Source organism: Streptomyces sp. NPDC051243 (assembly GCF_044455405.1).
Lineage (GTDB): Bacteria > Actinomycetota > Actinomycetes > Streptomycetales > Streptomycetaceae > Streptomyces.
In genome coordinates this window covers 117,960-143,405 of record NZ_JBITES010000002.1, presented here as the reverse complement: position 1 = coordinate 143,405, position 25,446 = coordinate 117,960, and the positions used below count along the sequence as shown (strand labels likewise).

General features: G+C 69.9%; 27 protein-coding genes and 3 pseudogenes. 12 read left to right on the top strand and 18 right to left on the bottom strand.

Annotated features, from left to right (window positions below):
- Nucleotides 1-194: 194 nt before the first annotated feature.
- The 5 genes from rlmB to ACIBAG_RS04465 all read right to left on the bottom strand — a co-directional run bounded on the left by rlmB (nucleotide 195) and on the right by ACIBAG_RS04465 (nucleotide 4,741).
- Nucleotides 195-1,136, bottom strand: a complete 942-nt coding sequence (gene rlmB / locus ACIBAG_RS04485) for a 23S rRNA (guanosine(2251)-2'-O)-methyltransferase RlmB (RefSeq protein WP_399100880.1) — start codon at nucleotides 1,134-1,136, stop codon at nucleotides 195-197.
- Nucleotides 1,137-1,234: 98 nt separating this feature from the next.
- Nucleotides 1,235-2,632 carry a cysteine--tRNA ligase gene (gene cysS, locus ACIBAG_RS04480; RefSeq protein ID WP_399100878.1) on the bottom strand — a complete coding sequence of 466 codons (1,398 nt, stop codon included), beginning with the start codon at nucleotides 2,630-2,632 and terminating at the stop codon, nucleotides 1,235-1,237.
- 75 nt (nucleotides 2,633-2,707) lie between these two features.
- Nucleotides 2,708-3,205 carry a 2-C-methyl-D-erythritol 2,4-cyclodiphosphate synthase gene (gene ispF / locus ACIBAG_RS04475; protein WP_399100876.1) on the bottom strand — a complete coding sequence of 166 codons (498 nt, stop codon included), beginning with the start codon at nucleotides 3,203-3,205 and terminating at the stop codon, nucleotides 2,708-2,710.
- Nucleotides 3,195-3,983, bottom strand: a complete 789-nt coding sequence (gene ispD / locus ACIBAG_RS04470; RefSeq protein WP_399100874.1) for a 2-C-methyl-D-erythritol 4-phosphate cytidylyltransferase — start codon at nucleotides 3,981-3,983, stop codon at nucleotides 3,195-3,197. Before ispD ends, ispF begins: the two co-directional genes overlap by 11 nt.
- Before the next feature lie 275 nt (nucleotides 3,984-4,258).
- Nucleotides 4,259-4,741, bottom strand: a complete 483-nt coding sequence (locus ACIBAG_RS04465) for a CarD family transcriptional regulator (protein ID WP_003953493.1) — start codon at nucleotides 4,739-4,741, stop codon at nucleotides 4,259-4,261.
- A 736-nt stretch (nucleotides 4,742-5,477) separates the two neighbouring features.
- Here ACIBAG_RS04465 and ACIBAG_RS04460 point away from each other — a divergent pair.
- Nucleotides 5,478-6,194 carry a DUF461 domain-containing protein gene (locus tag ACIBAG_RS04460; protein WP_399100871.1) on the top strand — a complete coding sequence of 239 codons (717 nt, stop codon included), beginning with the start codon at nucleotides 5,478-5,480 and terminating at the stop codon, nucleotides 6,192-6,194.
- 112 nt (nucleotides 6,195-6,306) lie between these two features.
- Here ACIBAG_RS04460 and ACIBAG_RS04455 read toward each other — a convergent pair whose 3' ends face one another.
- Nucleotides 6,307-6,987: a response regulator transcription factor gene (locus ACIBAG_RS04455; RefSeq protein ID WP_015659563.1), complete on the bottom strand. Its 681-nt coding sequence runs from the start codon at nucleotides 6,985-6,987 to the stop codon at nucleotides 6,307-6,309.
- Nucleotides 6,984-8,261: a sensor histidine kinase gene (locus tag ACIBAG_RS04450; RefSeq protein WP_399100869.1), complete on the bottom strand. Its 1,278-nt coding sequence runs from the start codon at nucleotides 8,259-8,261 to the stop codon at nucleotides 6,984-6,986. Before ACIBAG_RS04450 ends, ACIBAG_RS04455 begins: the two co-directional genes overlap by 4 nt.
- A gap of 406 nt (nucleotides 8,262-8,667) precedes the next feature.
- Between ACIBAG_RS04450 and phoU the strand changes: the two genes are divergently transcribed.
- From phoU to ACIBAG_RS04435, 3 genes are all read left to right on the top strand, one after another.
- Entirely contained in the window at nucleotides 8,668-9,369 is a 702-nt protein-coding gene (phoU, locus tag ACIBAG_RS04445) for a phosphate signaling complex protein PhoU (protein WP_399100867.1), read from the top strand.
- A gap of 596 nt (nucleotides 9,370-9,965) precedes the next feature.
- The gene (locus ACIBAG_RS04440) at nucleotides 9,966-10,214 is read left to right on the top strand and encodes an SCO4226 family nickel-binding protein (RefSeq protein WP_399100864.1); all 249 of its coding nucleotides are present in this window, start codon (nucleotides 9,966-9,968) and stop codon (nucleotides 10,212-10,214) included.
- A 49-nt stretch (nucleotides 10,215-10,263) separates the two neighbouring features.
- Nucleotides 10,264-10,515, top strand: coding sequence for an SCO4226 family nickel-binding protein (locus ACIBAG_RS04435; protein ID WP_399100862.1), 252 nt, complete (start codon nucleotides 10,264-10,266; stop codon nucleotides 10,513-10,515).
- 9 nt (nucleotides 10,516-10,524) lie between these two features.
- Here ACIBAG_RS04435 and ACIBAG_RS04430 read toward each other — a convergent pair whose 3' ends face one another.
- Nucleotides 10,525-10,863 carry a hypothetical protein gene (locus tag ACIBAG_RS04430; RefSeq protein ID WP_399100860.1) on the bottom strand — a complete coding sequence of 113 codons (339 nt, stop codon included), beginning with the start codon at nucleotides 10,861-10,863 and terminating at the stop codon, nucleotides 10,525-10,527.
- Between the two features lie 167 nt (nucleotides 10,864-11,030).
- Between ACIBAG_RS04430 and ACIBAG_RS04425 the strand changes: the two genes are divergently transcribed.
- Nucleotides 11,031-11,363: a carboxymuconolactone decarboxylase family protein gene (locus tag ACIBAG_RS04425; protein ID WP_399100858.1), complete on the top strand. Its 333-nt coding sequence runs from the start codon at nucleotides 11,031-11,033 to the stop codon at nucleotides 11,361-11,363.
- Between the two features lie 92 nt (nucleotides 11,364-11,455).
- On the opposite strand, the pseudogene ACIBAG_RS04420 reads toward ACIBAG_RS04425, so the two are convergent.
- Nucleotides 11,456-11,700: pseudogene (locus ACIBAG_RS04420) on the bottom strand (FAD-dependent oxidoreductase); the annotation flags it as partial.
- A 201-nt stretch (nucleotides 11,701-11,901) separates the two neighbouring features.
- Here ACIBAG_RS04420 and ACIBAG_RS04415 point away from each other — a divergent pair.
- Genes ACIBAG_RS04415 through ACIBAG_RS04405 form a run of 3 tightly spaced genes read left to right on the top strand, consistent with a single transcriptional unit; the run spans nucleotide 11,902 to nucleotide 13,116 of the window.
- Nucleotides 11,902-12,135 carry a hypothetical protein gene (locus tag ACIBAG_RS04415; RefSeq protein WP_399100856.1) on the top strand — a complete coding sequence of 78 codons (234 nt, stop codon included), beginning with the start codon at nucleotides 11,902-11,904 and terminating at the stop codon, nucleotides 12,133-12,135.
- A 44-nt stretch (nucleotides 12,136-12,179) separates the two neighbouring features.
- The gene (locus ACIBAG_RS04410) at nucleotides 12,180-12,404 is read left to right on the top strand and encodes a hypothetical protein (RefSeq protein ID WP_399100854.1); all 225 of its coding nucleotides are present in this window, start codon (nucleotides 12,180-12,182) and stop codon (nucleotides 12,402-12,404) included.
- A 52-nt stretch (nucleotides 12,405-12,456) separates the two neighbouring features.
- Nucleotides 12,457-13,116 (top strand): hypothetical protein, encoded by a 660-nt coding sequence (locus ACIBAG_RS04405; protein ID WP_399100852.1) that lies wholly within the window; start codon nucleotides 12,457-12,459, stop codon nucleotides 13,114-13,116.
- 125 nt (nucleotides 13,117-13,241) lie between these two features.
- Here ACIBAG_RS04405 and ACIBAG_RS04400 read toward each other — a convergent pair whose 3' ends face one another.
- The 4 genes and pseudogenes from ACIBAG_RS04400 to ACIBAG_RS04385 form a co-directional block, all read right to left on the bottom strand.
- The gene (locus ACIBAG_RS04400; RefSeq protein ID WP_399101923.1) at nucleotides 13,242-13,568 is read right to left on the bottom strand and encodes a GYD domain-containing protein; all 327 of its coding nucleotides are present in this window, start codon (nucleotides 13,566-13,568) and stop codon (nucleotides 13,242-13,244) included.
- Between the two features lie 137 nt (nucleotides 13,569-13,705).
- Nucleotides 13,706-14,248 (bottom strand): hypothetical protein, encoded by a 543-nt coding sequence (locus ACIBAG_RS04395; protein WP_399100850.1) that lies wholly within the window; start codon nucleotides 14,246-14,248, stop codon nucleotides 13,706-13,708.
- Between the two features lie 107 nt (nucleotides 14,249-14,355).
- Nucleotides 14,356-15,114, bottom strand: coding sequence for an ASCH domain-containing protein (locus ACIBAG_RS04390; protein ID WP_399100848.1), 759 nt, complete (start codon nucleotides 15,112-15,114; stop codon nucleotides 14,356-14,358).
- Between the two features lie 285 nt (nucleotides 15,115-15,399).
- Nucleotides 15,400-16,418, bottom strand: a pseudogene (locus tag ACIBAG_RS04385) (IS110 family transposase); the annotation flags it as partial.
- 12 nt (nucleotides 16,419-16,430) lie between these two features.
- Between ACIBAG_RS04385 and ACIBAG_RS04380 the strand changes: the two are divergent.
- A pseudogene (locus ACIBAG_RS04380) lies at nucleotides 16,431-16,952 on the top strand (hypothetical protein); the annotation flags it as partial.
- A 207-nt stretch (nucleotides 16,953-17,159) separates the two neighbouring features.
- Here ACIBAG_RS04380 and ACIBAG_RS04375 read toward each other — a convergent pair.
- Complete coding sequence (locus ACIBAG_RS04375; protein ID WP_399100846.1) at nucleotides 17,160-17,921, bottom strand: phosphoglyceromutase; 762 nt, start codon at nucleotides 17,919-17,921, stop codon at nucleotides 17,160-17,162.
- Between the two features lie 152 nt (nucleotides 17,922-18,073).
- Here ACIBAG_RS04375 and ACIBAG_RS04370 point away from each other — a divergent pair, with 152 nt between their 5' ends.
- Nucleotides 18,074-19,330 (top strand): MDR family MFS transporter, encoded by a 1,257-nt coding sequence (locus ACIBAG_RS04370; RefSeq protein WP_399100844.1) that lies wholly within the window; start codon nucleotides 18,074-18,076, stop codon nucleotides 19,328-19,330.
- A gap of 43 nt (nucleotides 19,331-19,373) precedes the next feature.
- Here the strand turns inward: ACIBAG_RS04370 and ACIBAG_RS04365 are convergent, their stop codons facing one another.
- Complete coding sequence (locus tag ACIBAG_RS04365) at nucleotides 19,374-19,811, bottom strand: DUF2000 family protein (RefSeq protein ID WP_399100842.1); 438 nt, start codon at nucleotides 19,809-19,811, stop codon at nucleotides 19,374-19,376.
- A 49-nt stretch (nucleotides 19,812-19,860) separates the two neighbouring features.
- On the opposite strand from ACIBAG_RS04365, the gene ACIBAG_RS04360 reads away from it, so the two are divergent.
- Complete coding sequence (locus ACIBAG_RS04360) at nucleotides 19,861-20,658, top strand: AraC family transcriptional regulator (RefSeq protein ID WP_399100840.1); 798 nt, start codon at nucleotides 19,861-19,863, stop codon at nucleotides 20,656-20,658.
- Here ACIBAG_RS04360 and ACIBAG_RS04355 read toward each other — a convergent pair.
- From ACIBAG_RS04355 to mshA, 3 genes are all read right to left on the bottom strand, one after another.
- Nucleotides 20,637-22,319 (bottom strand): glycosyl hydrolase family 28-related protein, encoded by a 1,683-nt coding sequence (locus ACIBAG_RS04355; protein ID WP_399100838.1) that lies wholly within the window; start codon nucleotides 22,317-22,319, stop codon nucleotides 20,637-20,639. The genes ACIBAG_RS04360 and ACIBAG_RS04355 overlap by 22 nt on opposite strands.
- A 165-nt stretch (nucleotides 22,320-22,484) precedes the next feature.
- Complete coding sequence (locus ACIBAG_RS04350; protein ID WP_399100836.1) at nucleotides 22,485-22,985, bottom strand: YbjN domain-containing protein; 501 nt, start codon at nucleotides 22,983-22,985, stop codon at nucleotides 22,485-22,487.
- Entirely contained in the window at nucleotides 22,978-24,297 is a 1,320-nt protein-coding gene (gene mshA, locus ACIBAG_RS04345; protein ID WP_399100834.1) for a D-inositol-3-phosphate glycosyltransferase, read from the bottom strand. Before mshA ends, ACIBAG_RS04350 begins: the two co-directional genes overlap by 8 nt.
- 165 nt (nucleotides 24,298-24,462) lie before the next feature.
- Here mshA and ACIBAG_RS04340 point away from each other — a divergent pair, with 165 nt between their 5' ends.
- On the top strand, nucleotides 24,463-25,281 hold the full coding sequence (locus ACIBAG_RS04340) for a class I SAM-dependent methyltransferase (RefSeq protein ID WP_399100832.1): 819 nt from the start codon (nucleotides 24,463-24,465) through the stop codon (nucleotides 25,279-25,281).
- Nucleotides 25,282-25,446 lie beyond the last annotated feature (165 nt).

Genomic DNA, 25,446 nt, shown 5'->3' with positions numbered 1-25,446 from the left:
CTCAACTAACCGAGTGACGTGACGTTAGGACACTGCCTTGCCCGGTCCGATCTGTCCGGACCCCGTCAAAGATGCGCAGGTCGCACCACTGTCGCCAGAATTAACCCGCACGGGTGAAGCCGCGGATGCCTGTTCAGATACCTGTTCTGATGCCTTTCCAGCTGTCTGTTCAGGTGTCGGGTCCGGGGGTCCGTTCAGACGCGTCGGCGGGCCGCCTCGTACAGGACGATGCCTGCCGCCACACCCGCGTTCAGCGACTCAGCTCCGCCGGGCATGGGGATCCGCACGCGGAAGTCGCACGTCTCGCCGACCAGGCGCGACAGGCCCTTGCCCTCGCTGCCGACCACGATGACGACCGGGCCCTCCAGGGCCTCCAGGTCACCGAGTTCGGCCTCGCCGTCGGCGGCGAGGCCGACGACCACGATGCCCGCCTTCTTGTACGACTCCAGGGCACGGGTCAGGTTCGTGGCGCGGGCGACCGGGGTGCGGGCCGCCGTGCCGGCCGATGTCTTCCAGGCGCCGGCCGTCATGCCCGCCGCGCGCCGCTCCGGTACGACGACCCCGTGGCCGCCGAAGGCGGAGACCGAGCGGACGACCGCGCCCAGGTTGCGCGGGTCCGTCACACCGTCGAGGGCGACGATCAGCGGGTCCTCGCCCGCGTCGGCGGCGGCTCCGGCGAGGTCCTCGGGGTGCGCGTACTCGTAGGGCGGGACCTGGAGGACGAGGCCCTGGTGGTTGAGGCCGTTCGTCATGCGGTCCAGCTCGGGACGCGGCGCCTCCATGAGGTTGATGCCGCCGCGCTCGGCGGCGAGCTGGAGTGCCTCGCGGACGCGCTCGTCGTTGTCGATGAACTGCTGGACGTAGAGCGTGGAGGCCGGGACACCCTCGCGCAGCGCCTCGACGACCGGGTTACGCCCGACGACCAGCTCGGACGTGCCCTTGCCGCCGCGCCTGGCCTGCGGACGGGCGCCCTGGGCGCGTCGTGCCTTCGCCTGTGCGGCGCGCTGCTTGGCGTGGCCCTTGCGCATCTCGGCGGGAGGCGTCGGCCCCTTGCCCTCCAGGCCCCGGCGCCGCTGGCCGCCACTGCCGACCTGCGCGCCCTTCTTGCCGGACATGCGGCGGTTGTTCGCGGCCATGACCTACCTGTCTGTCGTGAGATTTCGTACGTACGTCTATGCAGTGTGCCGCCCGGACGGCCGGGCGGCACAATCGATCTTCTGTTGCGTGTGCCCGGTCAGCGCGGGCCGAGACTCCAGCGCGGGCCCTGCGGGCCGTCCTCGATGACGAGGCCCGACTGGTTGAGCTGGTCGCGGATGGCGTCCGCCGTCGCCCAGTCCTTGCGGGAGCGGGCGGCCTCGCGCTGGTCGAGGACCATGCGGACCAGGGTGTCGACCACCCCGTGCAGGTCTTCGCCGCGGTCGGTCTCGCCGGCCCAGTGCGGGTCGAGCGGGTCCAGGCCGAGGACGCCGAGCATGGCGCGTACCTCGGCGAGGCGGGCCACGGCGGCTTCCTTGTCGTCGGCCGCGAGCGCGGAGTTGCCCTGCCGGACCGTGGTGTGCACGACGGCCAGCGCCTGCGGGACGCCCAGGTCGTCGTCCATCGCCTCGGCGAAGGCGAGCGGCACCTCGGCGGACGGCTCGACGATGCCGGCCTTCTCCACCACGCGCTGCACAAAGCCCTCGATGCGCGCGAACGCGGACTCGGCCTCGCGCAGGGCGTCGTCGCTGTACTCGATCATCGAGCGGTAGTGCGGGGTGCCGAGGTAGTAGCGCAGGACGATCGGACGCCACGCCTTGACCATCTCGCTGACCAGGACGCTGTTGCCGAGCGACTTGGACATCTTGTCGCCGGCCATGGTGACCCAGGCGTTGTGCACCCAGTACTGGGCGAAGTCGTCGCCGTAGGCCTTGGCCTGGGCGATCTCGTTCTCGTGGTGCGGGAAGATCAGGTCCAGACCGCCGCCGTGGATGTCGAAGGCGCTGCCGAGGTATTTGTGCGCCATGGCCGAGCACTCCAGGTGCCAGCCCGGACGACCGGGGCCCCATGGCGTCGCCCAGGTCGGCTCACCGGGCTTGGCCGACTTCCACATGGCGAAGTCACGCGAGTCGCGCTTGCCGGTCTCGCCCTCGCTCGACGGCTGCAGGAGGTTGTCCAGCTCCTGCCGCGACAGCTCCAGGTAGCCAGGGAAGGACCGCACGTCGAAGTAGACGTTGCCGTCCGCCTCGTAGGCGTGCCCGCGCTCGATGAGGCCCTGCATCATCTCGACCATCTCGGTGATGTGGCCGGTGGCACGGGGCTCGTACGTCGGCGGCAGGCAGCCGAGGGCGGTGTAGCCGTCGTTGAACGCCCGCTCGTTCTCGTACCCGATGGACCACCACGGGCGGCCCTGCTCGGCCGCCTTGGTGATGATCTTGTCGTCGATGTCCGTGACGTTCCGGACGAACGTCACGTCATAGCCGCGGTACGCGAACCAGCGGCGCATGATGTCGAAGTTGAGCCCGGAGCGGATGTGCCCGATGTGCGGGGCCGCCTGCACGGTGGCGCCACACAGGTAGATCGAGACGCAGCCCGGCTTGAGCGGGGTGAAGTCACGGATCTGCCGGGCGCTGGTGTCGTACAGGCGAATAGTCACGACACCAGGGTAGTGGGCGGACCGGAGTGCCTGGCGCCTAAGTGCGGTTTGTGCGTTGTCGTGTGGGAGGGGATCTCAGCCGGCCCGCACGACCAACGCGGTCGCCACGGCCATCAGGCCCTCGTCACGGCCCGGGAAGCCCAGCCCGTCCGTCGTCGCGCCCGACACCGACACCGGCGCCCCGGCCGCCTCCGACAGGATCTTCTGCGCCTCGTCGCGCCGCTTGCCGATCTTCGGGCGGGGGCCGACGACCTGGACCGCGATGTTGCCGATCCGGAAGCCCGCCTCGCGTACGATCCGGGCCGCCTCGGTGAGGAGTACGACGCCGGGGGCGCCCGACCACTCGGGGCGCCCGGTGCCGAAGTGCTGGCCCAGGTCGCCGAGGCCGGCTGCCGAGAAGAGGGCGTTGCAGGCGGCGTGGGCGACGACGTCCGCGTCCGAGTGGCCGGCGAGGCCGGGGCCCTCGCCCTCCCACTTCAGGCCCGCGCACCACAGTTCGCGGCCCTCCTCGAAGGCGTGGATGTCGGTGCCGATGCCGACCTGGGGCAGCGGCGTCACCTGCTCAGAAGCCATCGTTGAGCCTCCGGCGTGCCAGGACCGCCTCGGCGAGGACCAGGTCCAGCGGGCGGGTGACCTTGAAGGCCTCCTCGTGGCCGGGCACGACCACGACCGTCAGCCCGAGCTGCTCGACCATGCCGGCGTCGTCGGTGACATCGTTCGTCACCGTCTCGTGTGCGCGGATCAGCGTGGCGCGGTCGAAGCCCTGCGGGGTCTGTACGGCACGGAGGCGGGCGCGCGGCGGGGTGGCCACCACCGGTTCCGGCTCGCCGGGGGTCGACGCGGGCTCGACCTCCTTGACCGTGTCCGCGAGGGGCAGCGCGGGGACGACGGCCGGTGCGCCGTCCCGTACCGCCTCGATCACCGCGTCGACCGTGTCCACCGGGACCAGCGGGCGCGCCGCGTCGTGCACCAGGACGATGTCGTAGTGCGGCGGCAGCGCGTCCAGGCCGAGCCTGACGGACTCCTGGCGGGACTCCCCGCCGGGGACCACCAGGAAGTCGGTGCGCTCGGGCAGCGCGTGCGCGTCGAGCAGGCTCTTGACCTCGGCGGCGCCGTCGGGCGGGGCCACGACGACCACGAGGGAGACGGCGCGGGAAGCGGCCATCGCGCGCACGGCGTGGATGAGCATGGGTGTGCCGTTCAGCGCGCGGAGCGCCTTGGGGGCGCCCGGACCAAGGCGTACGCCCCGGCCGGCGGCAGGGATCACGACGGCCGTACGGGTTCCGGCGGAGGTCCCGGCGGGGTTCCCGGTACGGGCTTCCGAGGGCGAAGGGCGCGAAACGTCAGACATCGGTTCCTGTCAGGTTTGTGTGCTCGGCCAACTTGGGTATGGCCACAGCGTGCCGGGCGCGACGCCTTGACCGGACCCTTCCGTGACAGTCGGTCGAGCCTGCTGCCCGGGCCCGGCACGTCAAGTATCGGGGGGACTCCCTCGAATGTGAGCGTCTTGACGGCGTCTGAGCGCGAACATGCCGCAGCGCCCGGCGACAGCTATTGCGTCATCGGGCACCGCGGCACTTCTTTACAACAACACAGCTTGTGCTGAACTGAGGCGGATGGACCGCGTCAGGACGCGAGAACCTCGTCGAGCAGGGCCTCGGCCTTGTCCTCGTTGGTGTTCTCCGCGAGGGCGAGCTCGCTCACCAGGATCTGGCGGGCCTTGGCGAGCATGCGCTTCTCACCGGCGGAGAGTCCACGCTCACGCTCACGACGCCACAGGTCACGCACGACTTCCGCGACCTTGATGACATCGCCGGAGGCGAGCTTCTCCAGATTTGCCTTGTATCGACGCGACCAGTTCGTGGGCTCCTCGGCATACGGCGCGCGCAGCACCTCGAAGACCCGGTCCAGCCCGTCCTGACCGACCACATCACGCACGCCGACGAACTCCGCATTGTCCGCTGGCACACGCACCGTCAGGTCACCCTGGGCGACCTTCAGCACCAAGTAGGTCTTGTCCACGCCTTTGATCTGGCGAGTTTCGATGGCCTCGATCAGCGCGGCCCCGTGATGGGGATAGACCACGGTGTCGCCAACCTTGAACGTCATGTGACAGGTACCCCTTCCGTGGCTATCCAGGGTAACACGGAAACGGCGGGTTCTGAATGGCGTTTTCGCAGGTCAGGGCATATCTCGGGGCTTGACAACTCCGACAGGAACGTGCTTCGCGGGCCGACCGGAAGAAGGTATTCGCAGGTCGGAGCGGCTCTGCGGGCGAGGTGAAACGCGCACGTTACACACATCCGGCGGCGCGTCCGAGTGGCCGAACGTACACATATGTCCGGTTCCAAGTGTGCGACTTCCGCTACTCCGTTCGGCGTCCCGAGTCGGGTACCGGACGATTCCGGAATTGATCACGGCCCAGCTCGGCAGCACACTCGGTGATCAATTCCGGGAAGGTCGCGCATTCCTTCACGGAAATTTTGCGCGGCGCCTTGCCGGGGACTTATGTGAATGGCGGACGAGGTGCGCGGCAATGTGACTCCTGGGTCACTTGTGAGTGACGAGACGGATCGACTGGACGGATCGACTGGACGGATCGACAAGACGGATCGACGGGACGGATCGACGGGACGGATCGACGGGACGGATGACGGGATGGATCACCGAACAGGCCCCAAGACGCCCGATGAGGTGCCGCAGGGGTCCTTCGGCGGTACTTCGGCCGCTCAGGGGAGGGTCGGGTGCGGTCGTGCGGGAACGGCTCGGTAACCTAAGGCCGCTGACAGATGCTTAGGGCGGCTTTATGCGCCCGCCCCGTTCGAGTCAAGGAGTTGCCGCCGCCGTGAGCAGCAGCCTTCGACGCGGCGCCCTCGCCGCCGCCGCCATCGCGTTCTCGATCGCCTCGCTCGCCGCGTGCGGCGCCGGCAACAACAGCCAGACGCTGGAGATCAAGCCGGACAACGCGGCGACCACCGTTGGCGACATCAAGATCCAGAACGCCGTCGTCATCACCCAGCCCGACCTGGAGTCCACCGGTCCGGCCGCGATCTCCGCGACCCTGTTCAACTCCGGCAGCACCGCCCAGACGCTGGACGCGATCAAGGTCGACGGCACCGACAAGACCGCCGAGCTCAAGCCCGCCAAGGGTGGCAGCCTGACCATCCCGGCCGGCGGCTCGCTGATCATCGGCGGCAAGGACAACGCCTCCGCCGTGCTGCCGAGCAGCCGCGAGGCCGTCAAGGACGGCAACGCGCAGAAGATCACCTTCACCTTCAGCAAGACCGGTGACGTGAGCCTGCGCGCCTTCGTCGTGCCGGCCGAGCACTACTTCAAGGAGTGGGGCCCGACCGAGGTCCCGGCGGCGCCGAGCGAGACGCCCGCCCAGAGCGGCTCGCCGACCGGATCTCCGGCGGCCGGCGGCACCGCGACCGACGAGGCCTCCGCGGGCGCGACGTCGACCGGCGGCGCCGAGGCCGGTACCGGAGCCGAGGCCGGCACGGGTTCCGGCGGTGCGGCGACCCCGTCCGACAGCGCCTCCCACACGGCGGCCGGGCACTGAGCGGTCGTACGGCATCCGCACAGCCGTAAAAAGGGCGGGGCCCCGGAGATCCGGGGCCCCGCCCTTCGGCGTTACTGCTGCTGCTCTTCCGCCACTGCTCTTCTGCTGCTCTTTACGGCTCGAACTTGTAGCCGAGGCCACGCACCGTCACCAGGTACCGGGGCGCGCCCGGGTCCGGCTCGATCTTGGCGCGCAGGCGCTTGACGTGGACGTCGAGGGTCTTGGTGTCGCCGACGTAGTCGGCGCCCCAGACGCGGTCGATGAGCTGCATGCGGGTCAGGACGCGGCCGGCGTTGCGCAGCAGCATCTCCAGGAGGTCGAACTCCTTGAGGGGGAGGTCGACCTTGGAGCCGGAGACCGTCACCACGTGGCGGTCGACGTCCATGCGGACCGGGCCCGCCTCCAGGGCGGCCGGGGTCACCTCCTCCGGCTCGCCGCGGCGGCGCAGGACGGCCCGGATACGGGCGACCAGCTCGCGCGAGGAGAACGGCTTGGTGACGTAGTCGTCGGCTCCTATTTCCAGGCCGACCACCTTGTCGATCTCGCTGTCCTTGGCGGTGACCATGATCACCGGGACGTTGGAGCGGCCGCGCAGCTGACGGCAGACCTCGGTGCCCGGCAGGCCGGGCAGCATCAGGTCGAGGAGGACGAGGTCGGCGCCGTTGCGCTCGAACTCGTCGAGTCCGTCGGGCCCGGTGGTCGCGACGGCGACCTCGAAGCCCTCCTTGCGGAGCATGTACGACAGGGCGTCGGAGAAGGACTCCTCGTCCTCGACGACGAGCACACGGGTCACGGAAGGACCTCCGGGGCGGAAAGCGTTTCGTACGCGGGTGAGTCGGTGGAAGTGGGGGGATGTGATGCGGCGGACTGCCCGGCCTCGTCGTCGAGATCGGGGTGTTGCTGTGCGCGGTCGCGGGCCGCACCCGCCTCCGGCAGCCGCAGGGTGAAGGTGGAGCCCTGTCCCTCGGAGCTCCACACCGTGACCTCCCCGCTGTGCGAGGCGGCCACGTGCTTGACGATCGCGAGACCGAGGCCGGTGCCACCGGTGGCACGGGAACGGGCCGGGTCCACGCGGTAGAAGCGCTCGAAGATGCGCTCCTTGTCCTTGTCCGAGATGCCGATGCCCTGATCGGTGACGGCGATCTCGATGAGGTCCCCGCCCGGGGCGCTGACCCGGCGGGCGGCGATGCCGACGCGGGTGCGGGCGGGCGAGTAGTTGACGGCGTTCTCGACGAGGTTGCCGAGCGCGGCGGCGAGCTGGCCGCGGTTGCCCCAGATGCTGAGGTCGGCGGTGCCCCCGGCGGCCATGGTGATCTGCTTCGTCCCGGCGGCGTGCCGGCAGCGGTCCATGGCCTCGGCGACGAGCTCGTCGACGCGGACGGGCTCGGCGTCCTCCAGCGGGTCGTCGTTCTGTACCCGGGAGAGGTCGATGAGCTCCTGCACCAGGTTGGTGAGCCGGGTGGCCTCGATCTGCATACGGCCCGCGAAGCGCTGTACGGCCTCGGGGTCGTCCGAGGCGTCCATGACGGCCTCGGAGAGGAGGGAGAGCGCGCCGACCGGGGTCTTCAGCTCATGGCTCACGTTGGCCACGAAGTCGCGGCGTACCGCCTCTATGCGCCGGGCCTCGGTGAGGTCCTCGACGAGGAGGAGGACGAGGCGGGAGCCGAGGGGCGCGACGCGGGCCGACACGGCGAGGGCCTCGCCGCGTCCGGTGCCGCGCCGGGGGAGGTCCAGCTCGACCTGCCGTATCTCACCGTCACGTCTGGTGTCCCGGGCCATCTGCAGCATGGGCTCGACGGAGAGCTTGCCACCGCGCACCAGTCCGAGGGCGTACGCCGCCGAGCTGGCCTTGACCACGGCGTCCCCCTCGTCGAGGACGACGGCGGAGGAGCGCAGCACCGACAGGACCGTGTCCACGCCGGGCGGCAGGACCGGGTCGGTGTGCAGGGAGGTTCGGGTGGGTCGCTTCAGGTCGCGTTCGCTCCAGCGGAACGCCAGCATGGCGATCACACCGGTGAGCACACCGGCGATCGCTGCCGCTGCGGCGACCGCCGCGTTCACGTCCATGCGTCCAGGTTAGGCATGCGGTGGGTGGTGGCCACAGCCGTCGGAGTGCGAGCTCGAACACTCGTCGCCCAGAGTTCACCTTGGAGCCAGTGATGGTTCATTTGGGTTGGCGGAAACGGACGCGTAGCCACCGGATCGTGGAGGCGTCGGGTTCGCGAGCATCTCGCTCCGGCGGTTTAGCGTGGAGATCACACTGGCGGTTTCACGACAGTCCGACTGACGTTTTCGCGACAGTCTTACTGTCGGAGGTCATGACCGTAAGACTGTCCGCTCGACGGTTTGACTGGTTTGACGACAACACGGTCGGTTCGGCCAATAAAACGGATAAAGCGGATGAGGTCGGCGGTTCGCCGGCCGTCTCCCGGCCCCCGGAACCCCCGAGGCAGACGTAAGAGAGGGACCCCTGATGCGGGACGCGTACCACGAGGAACTGGACTCGATCGGCGACAGCCTGGTGGAGATGGCCCGGATGGTCGGGTCGGCGATCGGACGCGCCACGGCGGCGATCCTCGACTCCGACCTGAAGCTCGCCGAGAGCGTGATCGAGGCCGACCAGAAGGTCGACGACCTCCAGCACGACCTGGAGGCGCGGGCCATAGCGCTGCTCGCCCGCCAGCAGCCGGTGGCGACGGACCTCCGGATAGTCGTCACCTCGCTGCGGATGTCCGCGGACCTGGAGCGGTCGGGCGACCTGGCCCAGCACGTGGCCAAGCTCACCCGGCTGCGCTACCCCGAGCGCGCGATCCCGCAGGACCTGCACGCGACCATCCTGGAGATGGGCCAGCTCGCGCAGCGCCTGATGGCGAAGGCCGCCGAGGTGATCATCACCAAGGACGTCGACCTCGCGCTCCAGCTGGAGCAGGACGACGACGCGATGGACCTGCTGCACCGCACGCTCTTCCAGCACCTGATGGACGAGCGCTGGAAGCACGGCATCGAGACGGCCGTGGACGTGACGCTGCTCGGCCGCTACTACGAGCGGTACGCCGACCATGCGGTGGCTGTGGCGAAGCGTGTGGTGTACCTGGTGACGGGTGAGCACGCGGATGAGCTCCAGGCCGACATCCAGCCGGAGATCCAGCCGGTCGCGGGGGCGGAAGGCGCGTAGGGCCTCCGGTTGCTGCGGGCCCTTCGGTCCTCTAGGTCCTCTGGTCCTCCGGGTCCTCTGGTCCTCCTGTCCCTTCGAGGTCGTCCCGGCCGGGGTGGCATGAGGGGCGCGAGGCTCGTGGTGCGTGCGGGTCGGGTCGGCTCGTACGCGGGCTCGCTGGGGTCTGCTCGGGGCGTGCGCAAGCCTCTGTGCGCCGTTGATGCGCCCAGCGGGGCGGGCATGGAATGGGCACAGGCACCAGCCTCGAGGAGGGACCATGGCCGAATCCCCCAGCGTCTCCGGCACGACACCCGACCCCACTCAGGAACGCCCGACCGAGCAGCCCGCCGACATCAGGAGCCTCCCGCTCTTCGGCGCCTGCGGCTGTGGCTCCGGCTGCGGGTGCGGGTGCCAGTCGGGGAACCCCTGCCAGTGCGGGTGAGGTAGATCTCGTACGACGTCGAAGGGCCCCGGTGCGGTTGCCGCGCCGGGGCCCTTCGCGTGCCCGGACCTCGGTTCTCGCCTCGCTCGCCGTGCCGTGCGGGAGGAGCATGGAAGGAGAGCGGCCGACGCACTCCGAGGACGTTTCGTCCGAGGATCGTGAGGAGGTGCGAGGTATGGCTCAGTTCATGGACGTACACCACAACATGAAGGGCATCACGGCCGACAAACTGCGCGAGGCCCACAACGCGGACCTCGCCATAGAGAAGGACGAGCGCGTGCACTTCGAGCGGGCGTGGGCCGACCCCGAGTCGGGCGTCGTCTACTGCCTCTCCGAGGCGCCCTCGGCCGAAGCGGTCCAGCGCATCCATGAGCGCGCCGGGCACAAGGCCGACGAGATCCATCCGGTACCGCTGTCGGTCTGAGCACGCGGGAGGTAACGGGGGCAATGGATCGGAAGGAGGTGCGGGGCCCGTGACACGGTTCATGGACGTCCACCACGGAATGCAGGGCATCACGGCCCAACAGCTGCAGGAAGGTCACGACGCCACCGCCGCGGTCGAGCAGGAAGAAGGAGTCCACTTCGAACACGCCTGGGCGGACCCGGAGTCCGGCACGGTCTACTGCCTCAGCGAGGGCCCCTCGGCGGAGGCGGTGAAGCGCGCCCACGAGCGCGGGGGTGGCGGGGTACCGGACGAGATTCACGCGGTGCCGCTGACGGTGTGAGGTGAGGTGTCAGTCCACCGTCTTGCAGGCGACGAGTGTGACGACGACGCCGGCGTTCGCCTCGCCGTACTGGTCGGCCAGGCCGTAACCGTCCGCTCTGGCCGGCCATGTCGGCATCGGTGTGGGACTCGGCGCAGGGGTCGGCGTCGCCACCGAACAGTCGGAGGCACGATCCGGCGACGACTTCGGCCGCGGTCCCGAGGTCGGCTCGATCCCGTCGTTGATCGACTCCGTGAACGACCAGCCGGCGACCACCAGCACGAGCCAACCGCCGAACAGCCACCCCTTGGCGCGCCTGCGCATCCCGCCCCCACCCGAACTACCCACGAACAGCGGCCAGTTTGCCATCCGCACGACCGCGCCCCCTCGCGGGCCTCCGTTCCCCGACGCTCCTCTCAACAGGCGATCCGCGGGAGACGGACTTACGGTCGAGCGGTAGGCGCTGTACCGAGTGGGCGCCCTCGGGTGTCGGCGCCGGCCGATCCTTCCACGTCACCGACAGGAGACGACCTGCCATGGCCACAGCATCTGAAACCCCGGTACTGGACACCCTCGCCGCGATGACGGTCGACTCGGTCGAGCGGTGCGGGCTGCGCCCGGAAACGTTCATGCTCACCCGTATCGCGGCCCTCGCCGCGTCGGACGCCCCGCCGATCTCGTACGTCGCCCATATCGACCCCGCCATCCAGGCCGGCCTGACCGCCGAGCAGGTGCAGGACGTGCTGGTGGCCATCGCGCCCGTCGTGGGGACGGCCCGGGTCATGACGGCAGCCGGCAACATCGCCCAGGCCCTCGGCATCACGATCGCGGTCGCCGACGCCGAGGCGGAGGGCCGGGGGCGGGCGTAGCGACGCGGTCCCAGGGGTGACGGCCCGCAGGGGCCGAGCCCGAGGCGGCACGAAGGCACGAAGAGCCCCCTGTCTCGCGGCGAACGCGGGCAGGGGGCTTGGACCCGCATCGCCTGGCGGCCCGCCAGGCGATGGCGTGGAACTCGTCCATCAGACCGGCGGCCTGGAGGGCGAGCTGGCCGTTGTAGTCGTGGATGTCGAGCACCCCGCCCTGCGAGCGCGCCGACGGGGACGGGTCGGCCTCGTGGACCGTGACCGGGACTCCGTGGACGTGCAGGACGCGGGCCAGGGTGAGTCCGCCGAGTCCGGCGCCGATGATCGTGACGGGAGTGCGCAAGGTGGCTCCTTCGGATGGGGGCCGCCCGGTGGGTTCCGGCCGGCCGTCCCCGGAAAGCTGTCAGCCCCCGCCGACGAGCCACAGCTCCGAACCCGGGCCGTCAGCAGCCGGCACCGCGGGGCGGCCGTTTCCCACCTCACCCCCCGCCCTCGGCATCACCCTCGATGGACTCAAAAATCGAACACATGCTTGAATTCGGCCATGCGATCGTTTCCCGCCGACCTGGCTCAGGCACAGCAGGAATGGAGCGCCACCTACCGGCAGCTCGCCGCACGGCCCGGCCGTACCGAGCTGCGTCGGCGCCTGTACCGGCTGTCGGTCCAGCTGTACTTCCATCCGTACTGGCAGCGACGGCGTCCGAGCCCCGCGGCCTGGTGGGAGCTGCGTGACCTGGGGCGGTCGGGCGGGGACATGAGTGAGTGGCTTCATCGATGACGCGCTGGAATGCGGGGCCGTATGTCCCGGATGATCCTGAATGCATGTCCGGACCACCGCGCGTGATCGTGCATCCGCCGTCGCCCACGGGCGGCCGACGCGTGCGCGTGGACGGCGAGATCCTCGGCCTCGCCCACAACGTGGTCGACGTCGCCGAGTTCCTGCGCCGAGCCGGGCTGGAGATCGATCCGGCGGACGTCGCGGAGTCGCCGTGGATCGACTGGCGCGGAGTCGGGCCGGAGCACTGGGGTCCGGAGACGGACAACTGACCCAGCAGGGCGGCGACTTCGCGCCAGGACGGCCTGCCTAGACTCTCGGATCATGTCGACGTCGCCCGCGTACGGTCCCGCCCCCACCGCCACAGTCATTCGTTACACCCGACGAGTCGCCCGACAGGGGTTCGTGATCGGTGGGATCCTCATGGCGATGGGTGTCCTCTTCGTGATCCTGGCCGTGGTCATCATGGCCGGGCTCAACGGCAACGACCCCGAGCCGGCAGGGCTCGCATCACTGTTCTTCGCGACCATCGGCTACTCCGGCTACAAGGTCTTCCGCTCGGCCCTCGCGATCCGCCCGTTCGCCGTAAGCGTCGACGGCACAGGGCTGTGGCTGCGCAACAGCGCCGGGCAGAACGTCATCCGCTGGGACAGCCTCGCCGGCGTCGCCGTCCACTGGAGCGAGACCGACCGGGGTGTCAGGCAGTACTCGATCGAGCTGTGCCCGAACGGCCCGATCGACCGGGACGATCCGGTCCTGTGGGGCCTGGTCCGCGACGACGAGCCCATCCGCCCCGGCCTCCCGCGCCTGCGCTACCGCTTCGCGACCACAGGCCGGTACGCCAGGTACCGGGAGCCCATGGTGGAGGCGATCCGGCAGCACGCCCCCCACCTGTGGCTCGGCGAGACGCAACGCGAACCGGGCCACTGCGGCTCCCCCGACCACGAGGGACACCGGGAGCGCACCGCCGCCACCGTGCGCTGAGGCAGCCGCCCGACTTCTTCTCGCCCTGGGTCTTGTCGGGGATCACGGGGACCTGGGTCTTTGCAAGTCCGGGCCATGGTTCCGGGCGCCTGGGACCTGCTGGTCGCTGCCGGCCGCCTCGACCGCTACGCGCCGGGGGCCCGGTACTGGACTTGTCCCGCTTTGCGCAGGGCATCCATGGTCTCGTCGACGGTCAGGAGAACGGTCGTCTCGAACGAGCTGAGTGCGCCGCCTCCGCTGATCGCCAGGGCGACCGCGGCCATGGAGACGTTGTCGGGAGCCTCCCACAAGTTGTAGCCGTCGCGGGTGCCGAACGCGTACCAGAAGCCGTGGAGCTTTCCGCCGACGGACTCGATGTACGACTGAGCGGCCTTTGCGCGGTCCTCGGGGTGGCCGATGAGTCTCGCCCAGGTCTCCGGCGTGTAGCTGAACGTCGACAGGTAGAGCGGCATCATGTCTCCCTTTCGTCTCAGCAAGGGATGCCCCGCAGGATGGGACACGCTCCCCGAGGCCGCGCGCGTCTCCCTCGAACGGCCGGGATGATGACCGGCATGGCTGCTGCCGGTGAGCGACGCCGTCCGCCCCGGAACTACGGCATCGAAGCCCTCGGCTTGGGAAGTTGCGAGCCACGCCCGCGGCGCCCTGGTAGGGGTCGATCGGCGCGAACGCTGCCGGATCTCTGCTGCCGGTCGAGGAGAGTGGCACCCGCCGGGGCGATCGGGCGGGCTTCGGCCGGCACTGCCGAGACGGACGGGGGGGAGTTGTTCGAGAATCCGTTCAGGATGACGCCGTTGACCACTCGGTCCGGATCGCCGGCCAGGATCTCGTGGACAGTCCGTAGAGCGACCTGCGCCAAGACAGACGAGTAGATCGCCTTGCGCTCCTTCTCCGGCCGAGGCACCACAGTCGTCTCGTCCCGGCTCTTCACATACCTATAGCCGCGCGCGGCAGGCACGATCGTCTCCGGCGGCAGCTGAATTTCAACAAGGACGTCCCCCGTAGCAGGACGGAAGGCGATGCGGTGCTCGTGAGGGAAGCCCATCGGGTACGACGAAGCATCGAGGACGGCCCCGAGGAGCGCTTCCGCTGCTTCCGGCTCGCCAGCGCGATATGCCTCGCGTTGCTCATCCAACTGTCGATTGAAGGCCTCGACCTCCTCAGCGGCTCGCTCCTCCGCCTGACCTGTCCGTAGGCGTTGTCACACAGTCAGACACTCACCCCTTCAGTCTGGGCAAGGGTTCATGCGTCAGCCAAGCGGAACTGGACGATGGCAATATCATCGGCGGGAACGATGTCGGGGTAGTGGTACCGCAGCCTGTCGTGTAGTTCTTCAAGATCGCGGAACCCGTCAGCGATGGCGTCCTGTTCGGTCAGCTCGTCGACCCTTTTTGAGATGATCTGCGTTACGACACCCCGTAGCACCACCTCCTCATCCAGCTCGAAGACCATGTTGACCGGCCCAGGGGCAACCGGATCACGGAAGCGAACGGTCGTCGTCTTCCGTCCGGTGCGGACGGCGTCGAGATAGTCCCGATGGAAATACATGGACTGCCTCGCCGTCGCATGGCAGCCCGGTTCATCAGAGGAAGCGGCCTGGTCGGCCCATACATAGCTGTGCGGAAGGAGGTCCGCTATGGCGATGCTGCGAACCCCGTCGGCCGTGGGCACCAGGACGCGTATGCCTGGATGGTGGTCGAGGAGGACTTGTCGATCACGGCCACACGGCGCGAGCACACCGCGGCCTCTGTCGCCGACAGCAACAATGGTTGCCAACTCACGCGCCCCTGCCGCACGGGCATGCCCCAGTGCCACGAGCTCTGCACAGGGTCCGCCAGTGAAGTGGTAGAGATTGATGCCACCGAATATCCGTCCTCGCGCATCTCGGACAGCGGCGCCAACCGTGTGCACCTCCCCGTCGCCGTTGGCCTTCACAATGCGCTGGGCGAACTCGACCAGCTCCATGTCTTTTTCTGTCGGCAATTGCAGGTTGCTGTCCACGCTCAGCACCCTACGGCTGGCACTTGGAGGTGACGGACCCAGGGGTGAATTGCGCGTGAGGTCGGTGAAGTGTGGGTTCGACGGAGACCGGTCCTCGCCCAGTGGGCTTGCGATGGCCCGGCTGCGCTCCCTGTATGACTGCCGTCGAACCGAGTGACTCGAAGAGTGAGCAGGAGAAGGGGCGCGTACCCTCTGGCTCGATCCTGATGACCTTCGGTGGCTCTCTCGTCATTGCTGCTGTTCTCCGGACGCGTCCGAGGAGGAGCACGATCGCTGCGGGCGCATCCGCTTTCGGGCGATGACGGCAGGTATGTGCTTGTGGCCCTCGGCGCGTTTCTTCAGGTAGAGGTCAGGTTGGGGCCGTCGCGGATGATGCTTGTCTGCGCGGAGAGGTAGAAGACGCGGCGCAGGCGGCGGCTGTAGCGCTGGGGCCGGTGGAGGGTGCCTGTGCGGCGTCCGGAGACTTTGGCGACGGGGACGAGGCCGGCGGCGGAGGCGAGGTGGCCGGCGTCGGGGTAGGCGGCCAGGTCGCCTGCGGCAACAAGGAATTCGGCGCCCAGGATGGGGCCAATGCCGGGCATGGACTCGATGATGGCGGCTTGCGGATGGGTGTGGAAGGCATCGCTGATCTGCCGGTCGAGTTGCTTGAGCCGTTCGTCCAGGGCCAGCACCTGTGCGGCAAGGTCTGCGGTGATGCCCGCGGCCGTGTCCTGACCGGGCAGCTGGACGTGCTGGGCATGCGCAGGGGTGAGGGCGGTGGTGGCGACCGTTTCGGGGTGGCGCACTCCTCGGGCGGCCAGCCAGCGGGTCAGGCGGGTCTGGCCGCAGCGTCGCACGCGCGCGGTGTCGGTGGGGGCCTGGTAGCCGGTGAGCAGGATGAGGGCGCCCCTGTGGCCGGCGTCGTCGAAGGCTGCTTCCAGTGCGGGGCTGATGACGGTGAGCACGTCGTGGAGGCGGTTGAGCAGACGGACCCGGTCGGCGATCAAGTCGGCGCGGTGGGTGGTGAGCAGGGCCAGGTCAGCGGCGAGGTTCGTGGGCACCGAGACGGAGGCGAAGTCCCGTCGTAAGCGGGCGGTGTCGGCGATGACGTAGGCATCGCGGGCATCGGTCTTGGCCTCGCCCCGGTAGGCGGCGGAAATGCGGTTGACCGTCCGGCCGGGCACATGGACAACCTGTTGGCCGTGTTCGGCGAGCAGGGTCAACAGCAGGGCGGGCGCGGTGCCGGTGAGATCCACTGCCCAGCGAACCTCGTCGGCCACTGCAAGGACGTCGCTCAGGCCGGCCAGGATGACGGCCTCGGCGTTGCTACTTTCCTTCTGAGCCTGAGTAAGCCTGTATTCGCGCCCCCGAAGGGTGGCAAGCTCCGTGACGTGCCTCTCCCCGACCCCGTGGCGGAGGCGCTGCAGGAGCACATCGAGCGCTTCCCACCCGCCGAGATCACATTGCCGTGGATGCGAGCGAACGGCCAGCCTGTCACCAAGCGTCTGATCTTCAGTGGGCCCAAGGGCGGGCACGTCTGGCGTACCTCGCTGAACGAGGACCACTGGAAGCCCGCGCTCGCCAAAGTCGGCGTCATCCCCAAGGCCAAGAGCCGCGAGCACACCGCCGCGCGGGAGCACGGCATGCACGCCCTGAGGCACTTCCCGGGCCTGACGCTGAAGGTGTACGCGCACCTCATGCCGAGTAGTCGGGATCGTGCCCGAAAGGCTCTCGGAGCCACACTCACACACCATGCAAGCGTGAAGGCGGGTTTATGTAGCATGCCGGCGCCTCCGAGTAGGCGCTCCGAGCAGACCCCCAGCCGAAGGGGCCGCAGGTGCATGACCAGTTCGACCTAACCACCACCCTAATCGTGGTGACCATCTTGGTGACGCTTGCTATCTGCGGAGGGGCTGGCTCGCCTACAAGAACGAGCGTCTGAGTACGGGCGAAGCAAAGTCCACCTCGACGTGATCAAAGGGCACTGAGGGCCCAGAGAGGGCCCAGGCCGTGAAAATACCCCTGAGTCGCGCCGTTTACGCAGCTCAGGGGCATGATCACAAACCCTACTTCTTCTTGCCCTGGTTCTTGACCGCCTCGATGGCAGCCGCAGCCGCCTCCGGGTCGAGGTACTTGCCGCCGGGCGTCACCGGCTTGAAGTCGGCGTCGAGCTCGTAGTACAGCGGGATGCCCGTCGGGATGTTCAGGCCCGCGATGTCGGCGTCGGAGATGCCGTCGAGGTGCTTGACCAAGGCGCGCAGCGAGTTGCCGTGGGCCGCGACCAGGACCGTGCGGCCGGCCAGCAGGTCGGGGACGATGCCGTCGTACCAGTACGGGAGCATGCGGACCACGACGTCCTTCAGGCACTCCGTGCGGGGGCGCAGCTCCGGCGGGATCGTCGCGTAGCGGGGGTCGGAGGACTGGGAGAACTCCGTGCCGTCCTCGAGCGGGGGCGGCGGGGTGTCGTAGGAGCGGCGCCACAGCATGAACTGCTCCTCGCCGAACTCGGCGAGCGTCTGGGCCTTGTCCTTGCCCTGGAGGGCGCCGTAGTGGCGCTCGTTCAGGCGCCACGAGCGGTGGACCGGGATCCAGTGGCGGTCGGCCGCCTCCAGCGCCAGCTGGGCCGTGCGGATCGCGCGCTTCTGGAGGGACGTGTGGACCACGTCGGGGAGGAGATCGGCGTCCTTCAGGAGCTCGCCACCGCGGACCGCCTCCTTCTCGCCCTTCTCGTTGAGGTTGACGTCCACCCAGCCGGTGAACAGGTTCTTAGCGTTCCATTCGCTCTCGCCGTGGCGGAGGAGGATCAGCTTGTACGGTGCGTCGGCCATGCGTCCGAGCGTAATCGAAGGCTTTGGCCGGGTGCGCCGGGCTCTCGAAGAGCGGACGGTTGACAGGATCTGTTAATCCGGTGGCCCCCGAAGAGCCCGCGCTTGTAAGTTGCGTCTGCCGCCTGAGCTTCTTACCTCCGTGGGGGATCCACATGTCCGTCGCCGCCCTGAGACGTGCCACCCGGGAGACCGTCTCCGGGCTCCCCCGCGAGTTCTGGTGGCTGTGGACCAGCACGCTGGTGAACCGGCTCGGCGCCTTCGTGGCCACCTTCATGGCTCTGTACCTCACCCTCGACCGCGGCTACTCCGCCTCCTACGCCGGGCTCGTCGCCGCCCTGCACGGCCTCGGCGGCGTCATATCGTCGATCGGGGCCGGGGTGATGACCGACCGGATCGGTCGGCGGCCCACCCTCCTCGTCGCCCAGTCCGCCACCGCCGGGTCCGTGGCCGCGCTCGGCTTCGTGCAGCACCCCGTCGCCATCGCCGCCGTGGCGTTCCTCGTGGGCGCCGCCTCCAACGCCTCCCGGCCCGCCGTCCAGGCGATGATGGCCGACATCGTGCGGCCCGAGGACCGGGTTCGGGCCTTCTCGCTCAACTACTGGGCCATCAACCTCGGATTCGCCGTCTCCGCCATGGCGGCCGGCTTCATCGCCGAGGTCAGTTACCTCGCCGGGTTCCTGATCGAGGCGGGGATGACGGCCGTCTGCGCGGTGGTGGTGTTCGTGAAGCTGCCGGAGTCGCGGCCCCGGCGCACCGAGGCGGAGAAGGCCGGCGACGAGGTCCGGCTCGGTACCGTCCTGCGCGACGGGCGCTTCATGAGCGTGGTCGGGCTGTCCTTCCTGGTCGCCTTCCTCTTCCAGCAGGGCTCGGTGGGGCTGCCGGTGGCGATGGGCGAGGCCGGGTTCTCCGCCGCCGACTACGGTCTCGCCATCGCCGTCAACGGCGTCCTGATCGTCGCCCTGCAGATCCCGGTCACACGGTTCATCGAGCGGCGCGACCCCGCGCGGATCCTCGTCGTCTCGTCCTTGCTCGCGGGGTACGGTTTCGGACTCACCGCCTTCGCCGGGTCCGTCGGCGTCTTCGCCCTGACGGTGTGCGTGTGGACGCTCGGCGAGATGCTGAACGCGCCCACCCAGACCGGCCTCGTCGTCCGCCTGTCCCCCACCCACGGACGAGGCCGCTACCAGGGCATGTACACCCTGTCCTGGTCGGTGGCGGCCCTGGTCGCACCCCTCGTGTCCGGCCTCGTCATCGACCGTTTCGGTGCCGAGTGGCTGTGGGGGCTGTGCGCCGTCGTCGGTACGGTGGCGGCGATCGGATACGCCGCCCTGATGCGCCGGCTGCCCGCCGAGGCACCGGCCGCCACCGAGACCCCGGCCGCGGCGAAGCCCGAGGTCAGCCCGGCCTGAGCCGGTACGGCCCTCGCGGGCGGTCCCGGGTGAATACGGGCGCTCACGGGTGCATACGCGCCCCCTTCATCACCTTGTCCACCGCGTTCCGCGGCCCGTACACCGCCAGCCCCACCAGATCCAGCTCCCCCGTACCCACGGCCCGCACCGCCGCCCGGTTGTCACGGTCGTTGCCCGTCGCGAAGAGGTCCGAGGTGAACACCGCGCGCGGGAGCGAACGGGACAGCACGCGCGCGTGGGCCGTCGTCAGGGTCTCCTTGGTGCCCTCGAAGACCAGCACCGGCTGGCGGAACATCGGCAGATAGGGCACGCCGCCCGCGTCCTCGTACGGCTCCCCGATCACCTCCGGGATTTGCGTCCCCAGGCCGCTGACCAGGAACGCCGTGACGTTCAGGCGCTGCCAGGTCTCCAGGTCCTCGCGCAGCAGCACGGCGATCTTCGTGTCGAAACGGACAGCGGGTTCAGCACTCGTCTCACTCATGCGACGAGACTCGCGGCCGCCGTACACCCGCGTCTTGTACGTTCTTTGCATGGCCACCCGGCAGGAAGTCACCGCGTGGCGGCCCCGCGTCCCGGGCGTCACCGAGGTCTTCCACGCCCACTTCACCGAGTACGCGTACCCGATGCACGTGCACGAGGCCTGGACGCTCCTCATCGTCGACGACGGCGCCGTACGCTACGACCTCGACCGGCACGAGCACGGCACCCCGCACGACACCGTGTCCCTCCTCCCGCCGCACGTCCCGCACAACGGCTCCCCCGCCACCCCGCACGGCTTCCGCAAGCGGGTGCTGTACCTGGACAGCACGCGGCTGGGCGACGACCTGATCGGCCCGGCCGTCGACTCCCCCGACCTGCGCGACCCGGTCCTGCGGCTGCGCGTCGGCCAGTTGCACGCCGCGCTCGCCCACCCCGGCGACGAACTGGAGGCCGACAGCAGGCTCACCCTCATCGGCGACCGGCTGCGCACCCACCTGCGCCCCGGAGCCGTCACGGACGTCCCCCGCCGCGACCCCGTGCTCGCCCGCAGACTGCGCGAACTCCTCGACGAGCGGGTGGTCCAGGGCATCGCCCTCGACGAGGCCGCGGCACTCGTCCAGGCCCATCCCGCCCATCTCGTACGGTCGTTCAGCACCGCCTACGGCATCGCCCCGCACCAGTACCTGATGTCCCGCCGCGTCGACCGCGCCCGCCGGCTGCTCCTGGAGGGCCGGCCGCCGGCCGAGGTGGCCGCCGCGACCGGCTTCCACGACCAGTCCCATCTCACCCGGCACTTCCGGAGGCTGGTGGGAGTGCCGCCGGGGCGCTACCGGAACAGCGCGCGCTGAGCGTCGTACAGATTGCGCGGGCGTACGACGTCCGTCGTTCCGTACAGCTCCAGTCGGGAGTGCAGGTCACCCGCGAAGTCCGGTACGTCGATCTGGTCGAACTCCCTGACCTCGTTGAGGCCCACGGTGGCGGAATACGGCGCCAGCCCGTCGAGCCGGACCATGCCCGCGCGGCCATTGCCGACCCGGACGTTCCAGTGTGTGAAGCGCGCGCCGAACAGCGGGCCCGCGCTCGCGTCACCGCCGTGGCGGCCGTCGTTGTGGACGCTGATGTCGGTGCGGACGTTGGCGAAGGGCAGGCCGCGGTGGCTGTCGAAGGTGCCCATCCGCATGTCGCCGCGCGACCAGACGTTGTGGGAGGACAGGCCCTCGACGTTGATGCCGTGAAGTTGGGTGCCGGCGGGGGCCGGGGTCGTGCGGGCCTCGATCGTGAAGTCCTCGATCAGGTTGTCGTGCGAGCCCTCGCGGCAGAAGTAGGGGTGGTGGGTGCCACGGCCCGCCACCCGCGTGTGCCGCAGCGTGCACGCCGAGGCCGCCACCAGGCCGAAGCCGTTGTCGACGTGGCGGACGGTCACGTCGTCCACCCAGCAGTCGTAGGCGCACTGGAGGACGACACCGTTGTGCCCCTTGTCGAGGAGGTGGGGTTGTTGTGGGGTCTCGGTGGCCTCCAGGGTCAGGCCCTCGACCCCTGATCCACTCAACTCCCCGGTATGGGTGGTCAGTTGAGACGCCCATTCGGGGCGTACGTCGAGGGGGAGCGGGCGTTCGAGGGTGACCCTGCGGCCGTGGACGCGGGTGACGCGGACCGGCCATTCGTAGGGGACGTACGACGTCAGCTTCGTCTTGTCCTCCCAGGTGTACGCCTCGGGGCCCGGTCCGCCGCCGCACATGTGCTCCAGGAGGGTGTGGTCGGCGTCGTCGGCGAGGCGGAGCAGGACCAGGGCGCCGGGGCACAGCGCCGAGGGGTCCGCGACCGTCACCGTCCAGGAGCCCTGCTGGGCCGGGGCGACCGTGGTGAGGGTGCGCCACTCGTCGCGGCGGTTGCCCGTCCAGCCCTCGAAGGGCCACGCCTTCGCCTTGATCGCGGCCACGAGGGAGGTCCAGCGGGCGCCGGGGGCGAGCCATATCAGGCCGCCCGCCCAGGACCAGGACGACTTGTCGCCGCCGTAGCGGGAACCGTAGGGGCCGATCAGTTCGGTGAGGTTCTTCGTCGCGCGGAGTGTCGTACGGCTGCTTCCGGCGCCGCGGAGGACCACGTTCGAGTGGCCGACGCGGATCACGTCGTCGATGCGGAACGTTCCGGGCGGGATGGTGACCGTGCCACCGCCGGCCCTTCCGGCGGCGGCGACGGCACGGTTGATCGCGGGGGCGGAGTCGGTCGTGCCGTCCGGCACGGCGCCGAAGTCACGGACGTCGGCGACGACTGGGCGCCGGGGGAAGCGGGGTGCTCCGGCGCGGCAGCCGGCCCGGCCGACATAGGGGATCTGGGGGTGGGTGAAGGGGGTGCGGGTGAACTCGCGCCAGAGCGACGGGACTTGGGGCGTTGCGGCGAGGGCGGGTGTGCCGGTGAGTGCGGCGGCGGCCGCCGCCGTGGTGCCGAGCAGGAGGCTCCGTCTGGCCATGCCTTGGTTGGCGTTGCCCATGTCCGTACGTCCTTCCATGCGGCTCTTCATGGATGTGAACGACGTTCAGAACTGCGTTGGCCGGTGAGCATGCCACGCGACCCCCGCACGCGGAAGAGGGTGCGCCAGGGTTGCTCACTACGAGGCTTACTACGGCTTAGTACGGCTTAGTACGGCTTAGCGCGTCTTAGTGCGGACCTGGATTCAGTCAGCGGGACGCTGGGTCAGATGGGTGAACGCGTCCAGGTTCCGCGTCGACTCGCCGCGCGCGACGCGCCACTCGTACTCCTTGCGGATCGCGGAGGCGAACCCCAGCTCCAGGAGGGTGTTGAAGGCGCCGTCCGCCGCCTCCAGGACCTGGCCGAGGAGGCGGTCGATCTCGTCGGGGGTCACGGCGGCGAGCGGGAGCTTGGCGGTGACGTAGACATCGCCGAGCGGGTCGACGGCGTAACTCACGCCGTACAGCTTGAGGTTGCGCTCCAGGAGCCAGCGGTGGACGCCGGGTTCGTTCTCGTCGGGGTGGCGGATGACGAAGGCGTTCAGGGAGAGGGAGTGGCGGCCGACGAGCAGGGAGACCGTCGTCGACAGCTTGTGGGTGCCGGGGAGCTTGACGACGTAGTTGCCGGGAGCGGGGCTCTCCCACTCCAGCTCCGCGTCCTTCAGGGCCCCCTCGACGACCTGCGCCGTCTTCTGCACGTCAGCCATGGTGGGAGCGTACGCGACGCCGGTGCGCGTGGCCCGCGGCCACATAGACGTCCGCCGTGGCGGCCGCCGCCGCGTCCCAGCCGAAGGACTGGGCGTGCCGGGCCGCGGCCTCGCCCATCCGTGGGGACAGGTGGGGGTCGTCGGCGAAGGCGCCGAGCACGCGCGCGTAGTGGGCCGGATCGTGGCCCTGGACCAGGAAGCCGGTGCGGCCGTCCCGCACGGCCACCGGCAGGCCGCCCACGGCTGCCGCCAGCACGGGTGTGCCCGCCGCCTGCGCCTCGATCGCGACCAGGCCGAACGATTCGCTGTACGACGGCATGACCAGCACCGATGCCGCCCGGAACCAGTCCGCGAGCTGATCCTGGCCGACGGGCGGGCGGAACCGTACGACGTCCGCGATGCCCAGCCGGGCGGCCAGCTTCTGCAGGCCCTCGGGCTTGGCGAGGCCGCTGCCGCTGGGGCCGCCGACGATCGGGACGAGGATGCGGGAGCGGAGCTCGGGGCGTTCTTCGAGGAGGACGGCCACCGCGCGCAGGAGGACGTCGGGGGCCTTCAGGGGCTGGATGCGGCCCGCGAAGAGCGGGATCAGGGCGTCCTGCGGGAGGCCGAGGCGGGCGCGGGCCGCGGCCCGGCCGTCCGCGGGTGAGAAGCGGGTGAGGTTCACGCCGGGGTGGACCACGGCGACCTTGCCGGGGTCGGCGGCGTAGTGCCGTACCAGTTCGACGGACTCCTCGGCCGTGTTGGCGATGAGGCGATCCGAGGCCGCGACGATCTGGGTCTCGCCGATGACCCGGGCGGCGGGCTCGGGGGTGTCGCCGTCGGCCAGGTTGGCGTTCTTGACCTTGGCCATGGTGTGCATGGCGTGCACCAGCGGGGCGCCCCAGCGCTGGGCCGCCAGCCAGCCGACGTGGCCGGAGAGCCAGTAGTGGGAGTGGACCAGGTCGTAGTGGCCGGGGCGGTGGCCGGCCCAGGCCTGCATCACGCCGTGCGTGAAGGCGCAGAGCTGGGCGGGGAGGTCTTCCTTGTTGAGGCCCTCGTAGGGGCCCGCGTCGATGTGGCGGACGAGGACGCCGGAGGCCAGTTCGACGGCGGGCGGGAGGTCGGCAGCGGTCGTGCGGGTGAAGATCTCCACCTCGATGTTGATCGCGGCGAGGCGCTGCGCGAGCTCCACGATGTATACGTTCATGCCGCCGGCGTCGCCTGTGCCGGGCTGGTGGAGCGGGGAGGTGTGCACGGAGAGCATGGCTACGCGGCGGGGGCGGCGATGGAGCCTCAGTCGGCTCACGTGGCGGTCCTCCTTGGCTGCGGGCATGCCGGACGGAGGGGGTGGGGCCCTCCACGGGGGTGCAACAGCGGAGGGAGGGGTTCCCATTCCGGGTGGCATGGTTTTTACCGAGGAATTACCGGGGGTCGCTCAACTGTTCGGAGCTTGGGCGCGTGGCGGGTGGCCTGTTTCCGGCCGCTTACCCTCGTATGCATGTCGTCCCGCGCCTCCGCCCGCCCCGTGGGCACTGTCACGCGCGGGACCACCAACCCCAATCGGCTGCGCCGCATGGACCGGTGGATCGCCCACACCCATGGGGCCGAGCTCCGGCGGGCCGCGGATCCCGTCGCCGTCGATCTCGGGTACGGCGCCGCCCCCTGGACCGCCGTGGAGCTGCTCGGGCGGCTGCGTACCGTGGCGCCACGCGCGCGTGTGGTCGGTGTCGAGATCGAACCGGCCCGGGTCGCCGCCGCCAGGTCGTACGAGCGGGAGGGGCTGGTCTTCCGGCACGGGGGGTTCGAGATCCCGATTCCTCAGCGGCCGGTGCTCGTGCGGGCCGCGAATGTGCTGCGGCAGTACGAGGAGGGCGAGGTCGCGGGGGTCTGGGAGCGGCTGTGCGCTCGGCTCGCGCCGGCCGATCCGGTCTCGGGGGCCCGTGGCGGGCTGCTCGTCGAGGGGACCTGTGACGAGATCGGGCGGCGGCACGTGTGGGTCGCGCTCGGGCCGGAGGGGCCGCGTACGGTGACCTTCGCCACCCGGCTGGGGTCGCTGGAGCGGCCGTCGGATCTCGCCGAGCGGCTGCCGAAGGCGCTCATTCACCGCAACGTCGCCGGGGAGCCCGTGCACGCCTTCCTTCGCGACTTCGACCGCGCCTGGGCCGCCGCCGCGCCCTACGCCTCCTACGGCGTACGTCAGCGCTGGATCCGGGCGGTGCGGGACCTCGCCGCCGACTGGCCGGTGACGGACGGGCCGGTGCGGTGGCGGCAGGGCGAAGTGACCGTGCGGTGGCAGGCGTTGGCGCCTCGGGCGTGACCTGCGGGGAACGATCTCCGCGAGTCGTTCGTCACAAAGACGGGGAGATCGTCATGACGGGGAGGGAAAGGGGGGAAGCAGACCTCTGTCACTTTGCGCGCCGTCGTGGCACGATCCCCCGGACGCTCGTAAGTTACTGACGAGACATCAGTTTGGGGGCAACAG

Bases quoted from the DNA above. Each gene is read 5' to 3' on its own strand.
- ACIBAG_RS04425 (WP_399100858.1), top strand. From the start codon at position 11,031: ATGGCCACAGCATCTGAAACCCCGGTACTGGACACCCTCGCCGCGATG.
- ACIBAG_RS04355 (WP_399100838.1), bottom strand. From the start codon at position 22,319: ATGGAAGGACGTACGGACATGGGCAACGCCAACCAAGGCATGGCCAGA.
- ACIBAG_RS04430 (WP_399100860.1), bottom strand. From the start codon at position 10,863: ATGGCAAACTGGCCGCTGTTCGTGGGTAGTTCGGGTGGGGGCGGGATG.
- mshA (WP_399100834.1), bottom strand. From the start codon at position 24,297: ATGCCCGCAGCCAAGGAGGACCGCCACGTGAGCCGACTGAGGCTCCAT.
- ACIBAG_RS04465 (WP_003953493.1), bottom strand. From the start codon at position 4,741: ATGACGTTCAAGGTTGGCGACACCGTGGTCTATCCCCATCACGGGGCC.
- ACIBAG_RS04400 (WP_399101923.1), bottom strand. From the start codon at position 13,568: ATGCCGCTCTACCTGTCGACGTTCAGCTACACGCCGGAGACCTGGGCG.
- ACIBAG_RS04405 (WP_399100852.1), top strand. From the start codon at position 12,457: ATGTCGACGTCGCCCGCGTACGGTCCCGCCCCCACCGCCACAGTCATT.
- ACIBAG_RS04350 (WP_399100836.1), bottom strand. From the start codon at position 22,985: ATGGCTGACGTGCAGAAGACGGCGCAGGTCGTCGAGGGGGCCCTGAAG.
- ACIBAG_RS04340 (WP_399100832.1), top strand. From the start codon at position 24,463: ATGTCGTCCCGCGCCTCCGCCCGCCCCGTGGGCACTGTCACGCGCGGG.
- phoU (WP_399100867.1), top strand. From the start codon at position 8,668: ATGCGGGACGCGTACCACGAGGAACTGGACTCGATCGGCGACAGCCTG.
- rlmB (WP_399100880.1), bottom strand. From the start codon at position 1,136: ATGGCCGCGAACAACCGCCGCATGTCCGGCAAGAAGGGCGCGCAGGTC.
- ispF (WP_399100876.1), bottom strand. From the start codon at position 3,205: ATGGCTTCTGAGCAGGTGACGCCGCTGCCCCAGGTCGGCATCGGCACC.
- ispD (WP_399100874.1), bottom strand. From the start codon at position 3,983: ATGTCTGACGTTTCGCGCCCTTCGCCCTCGGAAGCCCGTACCGGGAAC.
- ACIBAG_RS04440 (WP_399100864.1), top strand. From the start codon at position 9,966: ATGGCTCAGTTCATGGACGTACACCACAACATGAAGGGCATCACGGCC.
- ACIBAG_RS04450 (WP_399100869.1), bottom strand. From the start codon at position 8,261: ATGGACGTGAACGCGGCGGTCGCCGCAGCGGCAGCGATCGCCGGTGTG.
- ACIBAG_RS04370 (WP_399100844.1), top strand. From the start codon at position 18,074: ATGTCCGTCGCCGCCCTGAGACGTGCCACCCGGGAGACCGTCTCCGGG.
- ACIBAG_RS04410 (WP_399100854.1), top strand. From the start codon at position 12,180: ATGTCCGGACCACCGCGCGTGATCGTGCATCCGCCGTCGCCCACGGGC.
- ACIBAG_RS04365 (WP_399100842.1), bottom strand. From the start codon at position 19,811: ATGAGTGAGACGAGTGCTGAACCCGCTGTCCGTTTCGACACGAAGATC.
- ACIBAG_RS04360 (WP_399100840.1), top strand. From the start codon at position 19,861: ATGGCCACCCGGCAGGAAGTCACCGCGTGGCGGCCCCGCGTCCCGGGC.
- ACIBAG_RS04375 (WP_399100846.1), bottom strand. From the start codon at position 17,921: ATGGCCGACGCACCGTACAAGCTGATCCTCCTCCGCCACGGCGAGAGC.
- ACIBAG_RS04415 (WP_399100856.1), top strand. From the start codon at position 11,902: ATGCGATCGTTTCCCGCCGACCTGGCTCAGGCACAGCAGGAATGGAGC.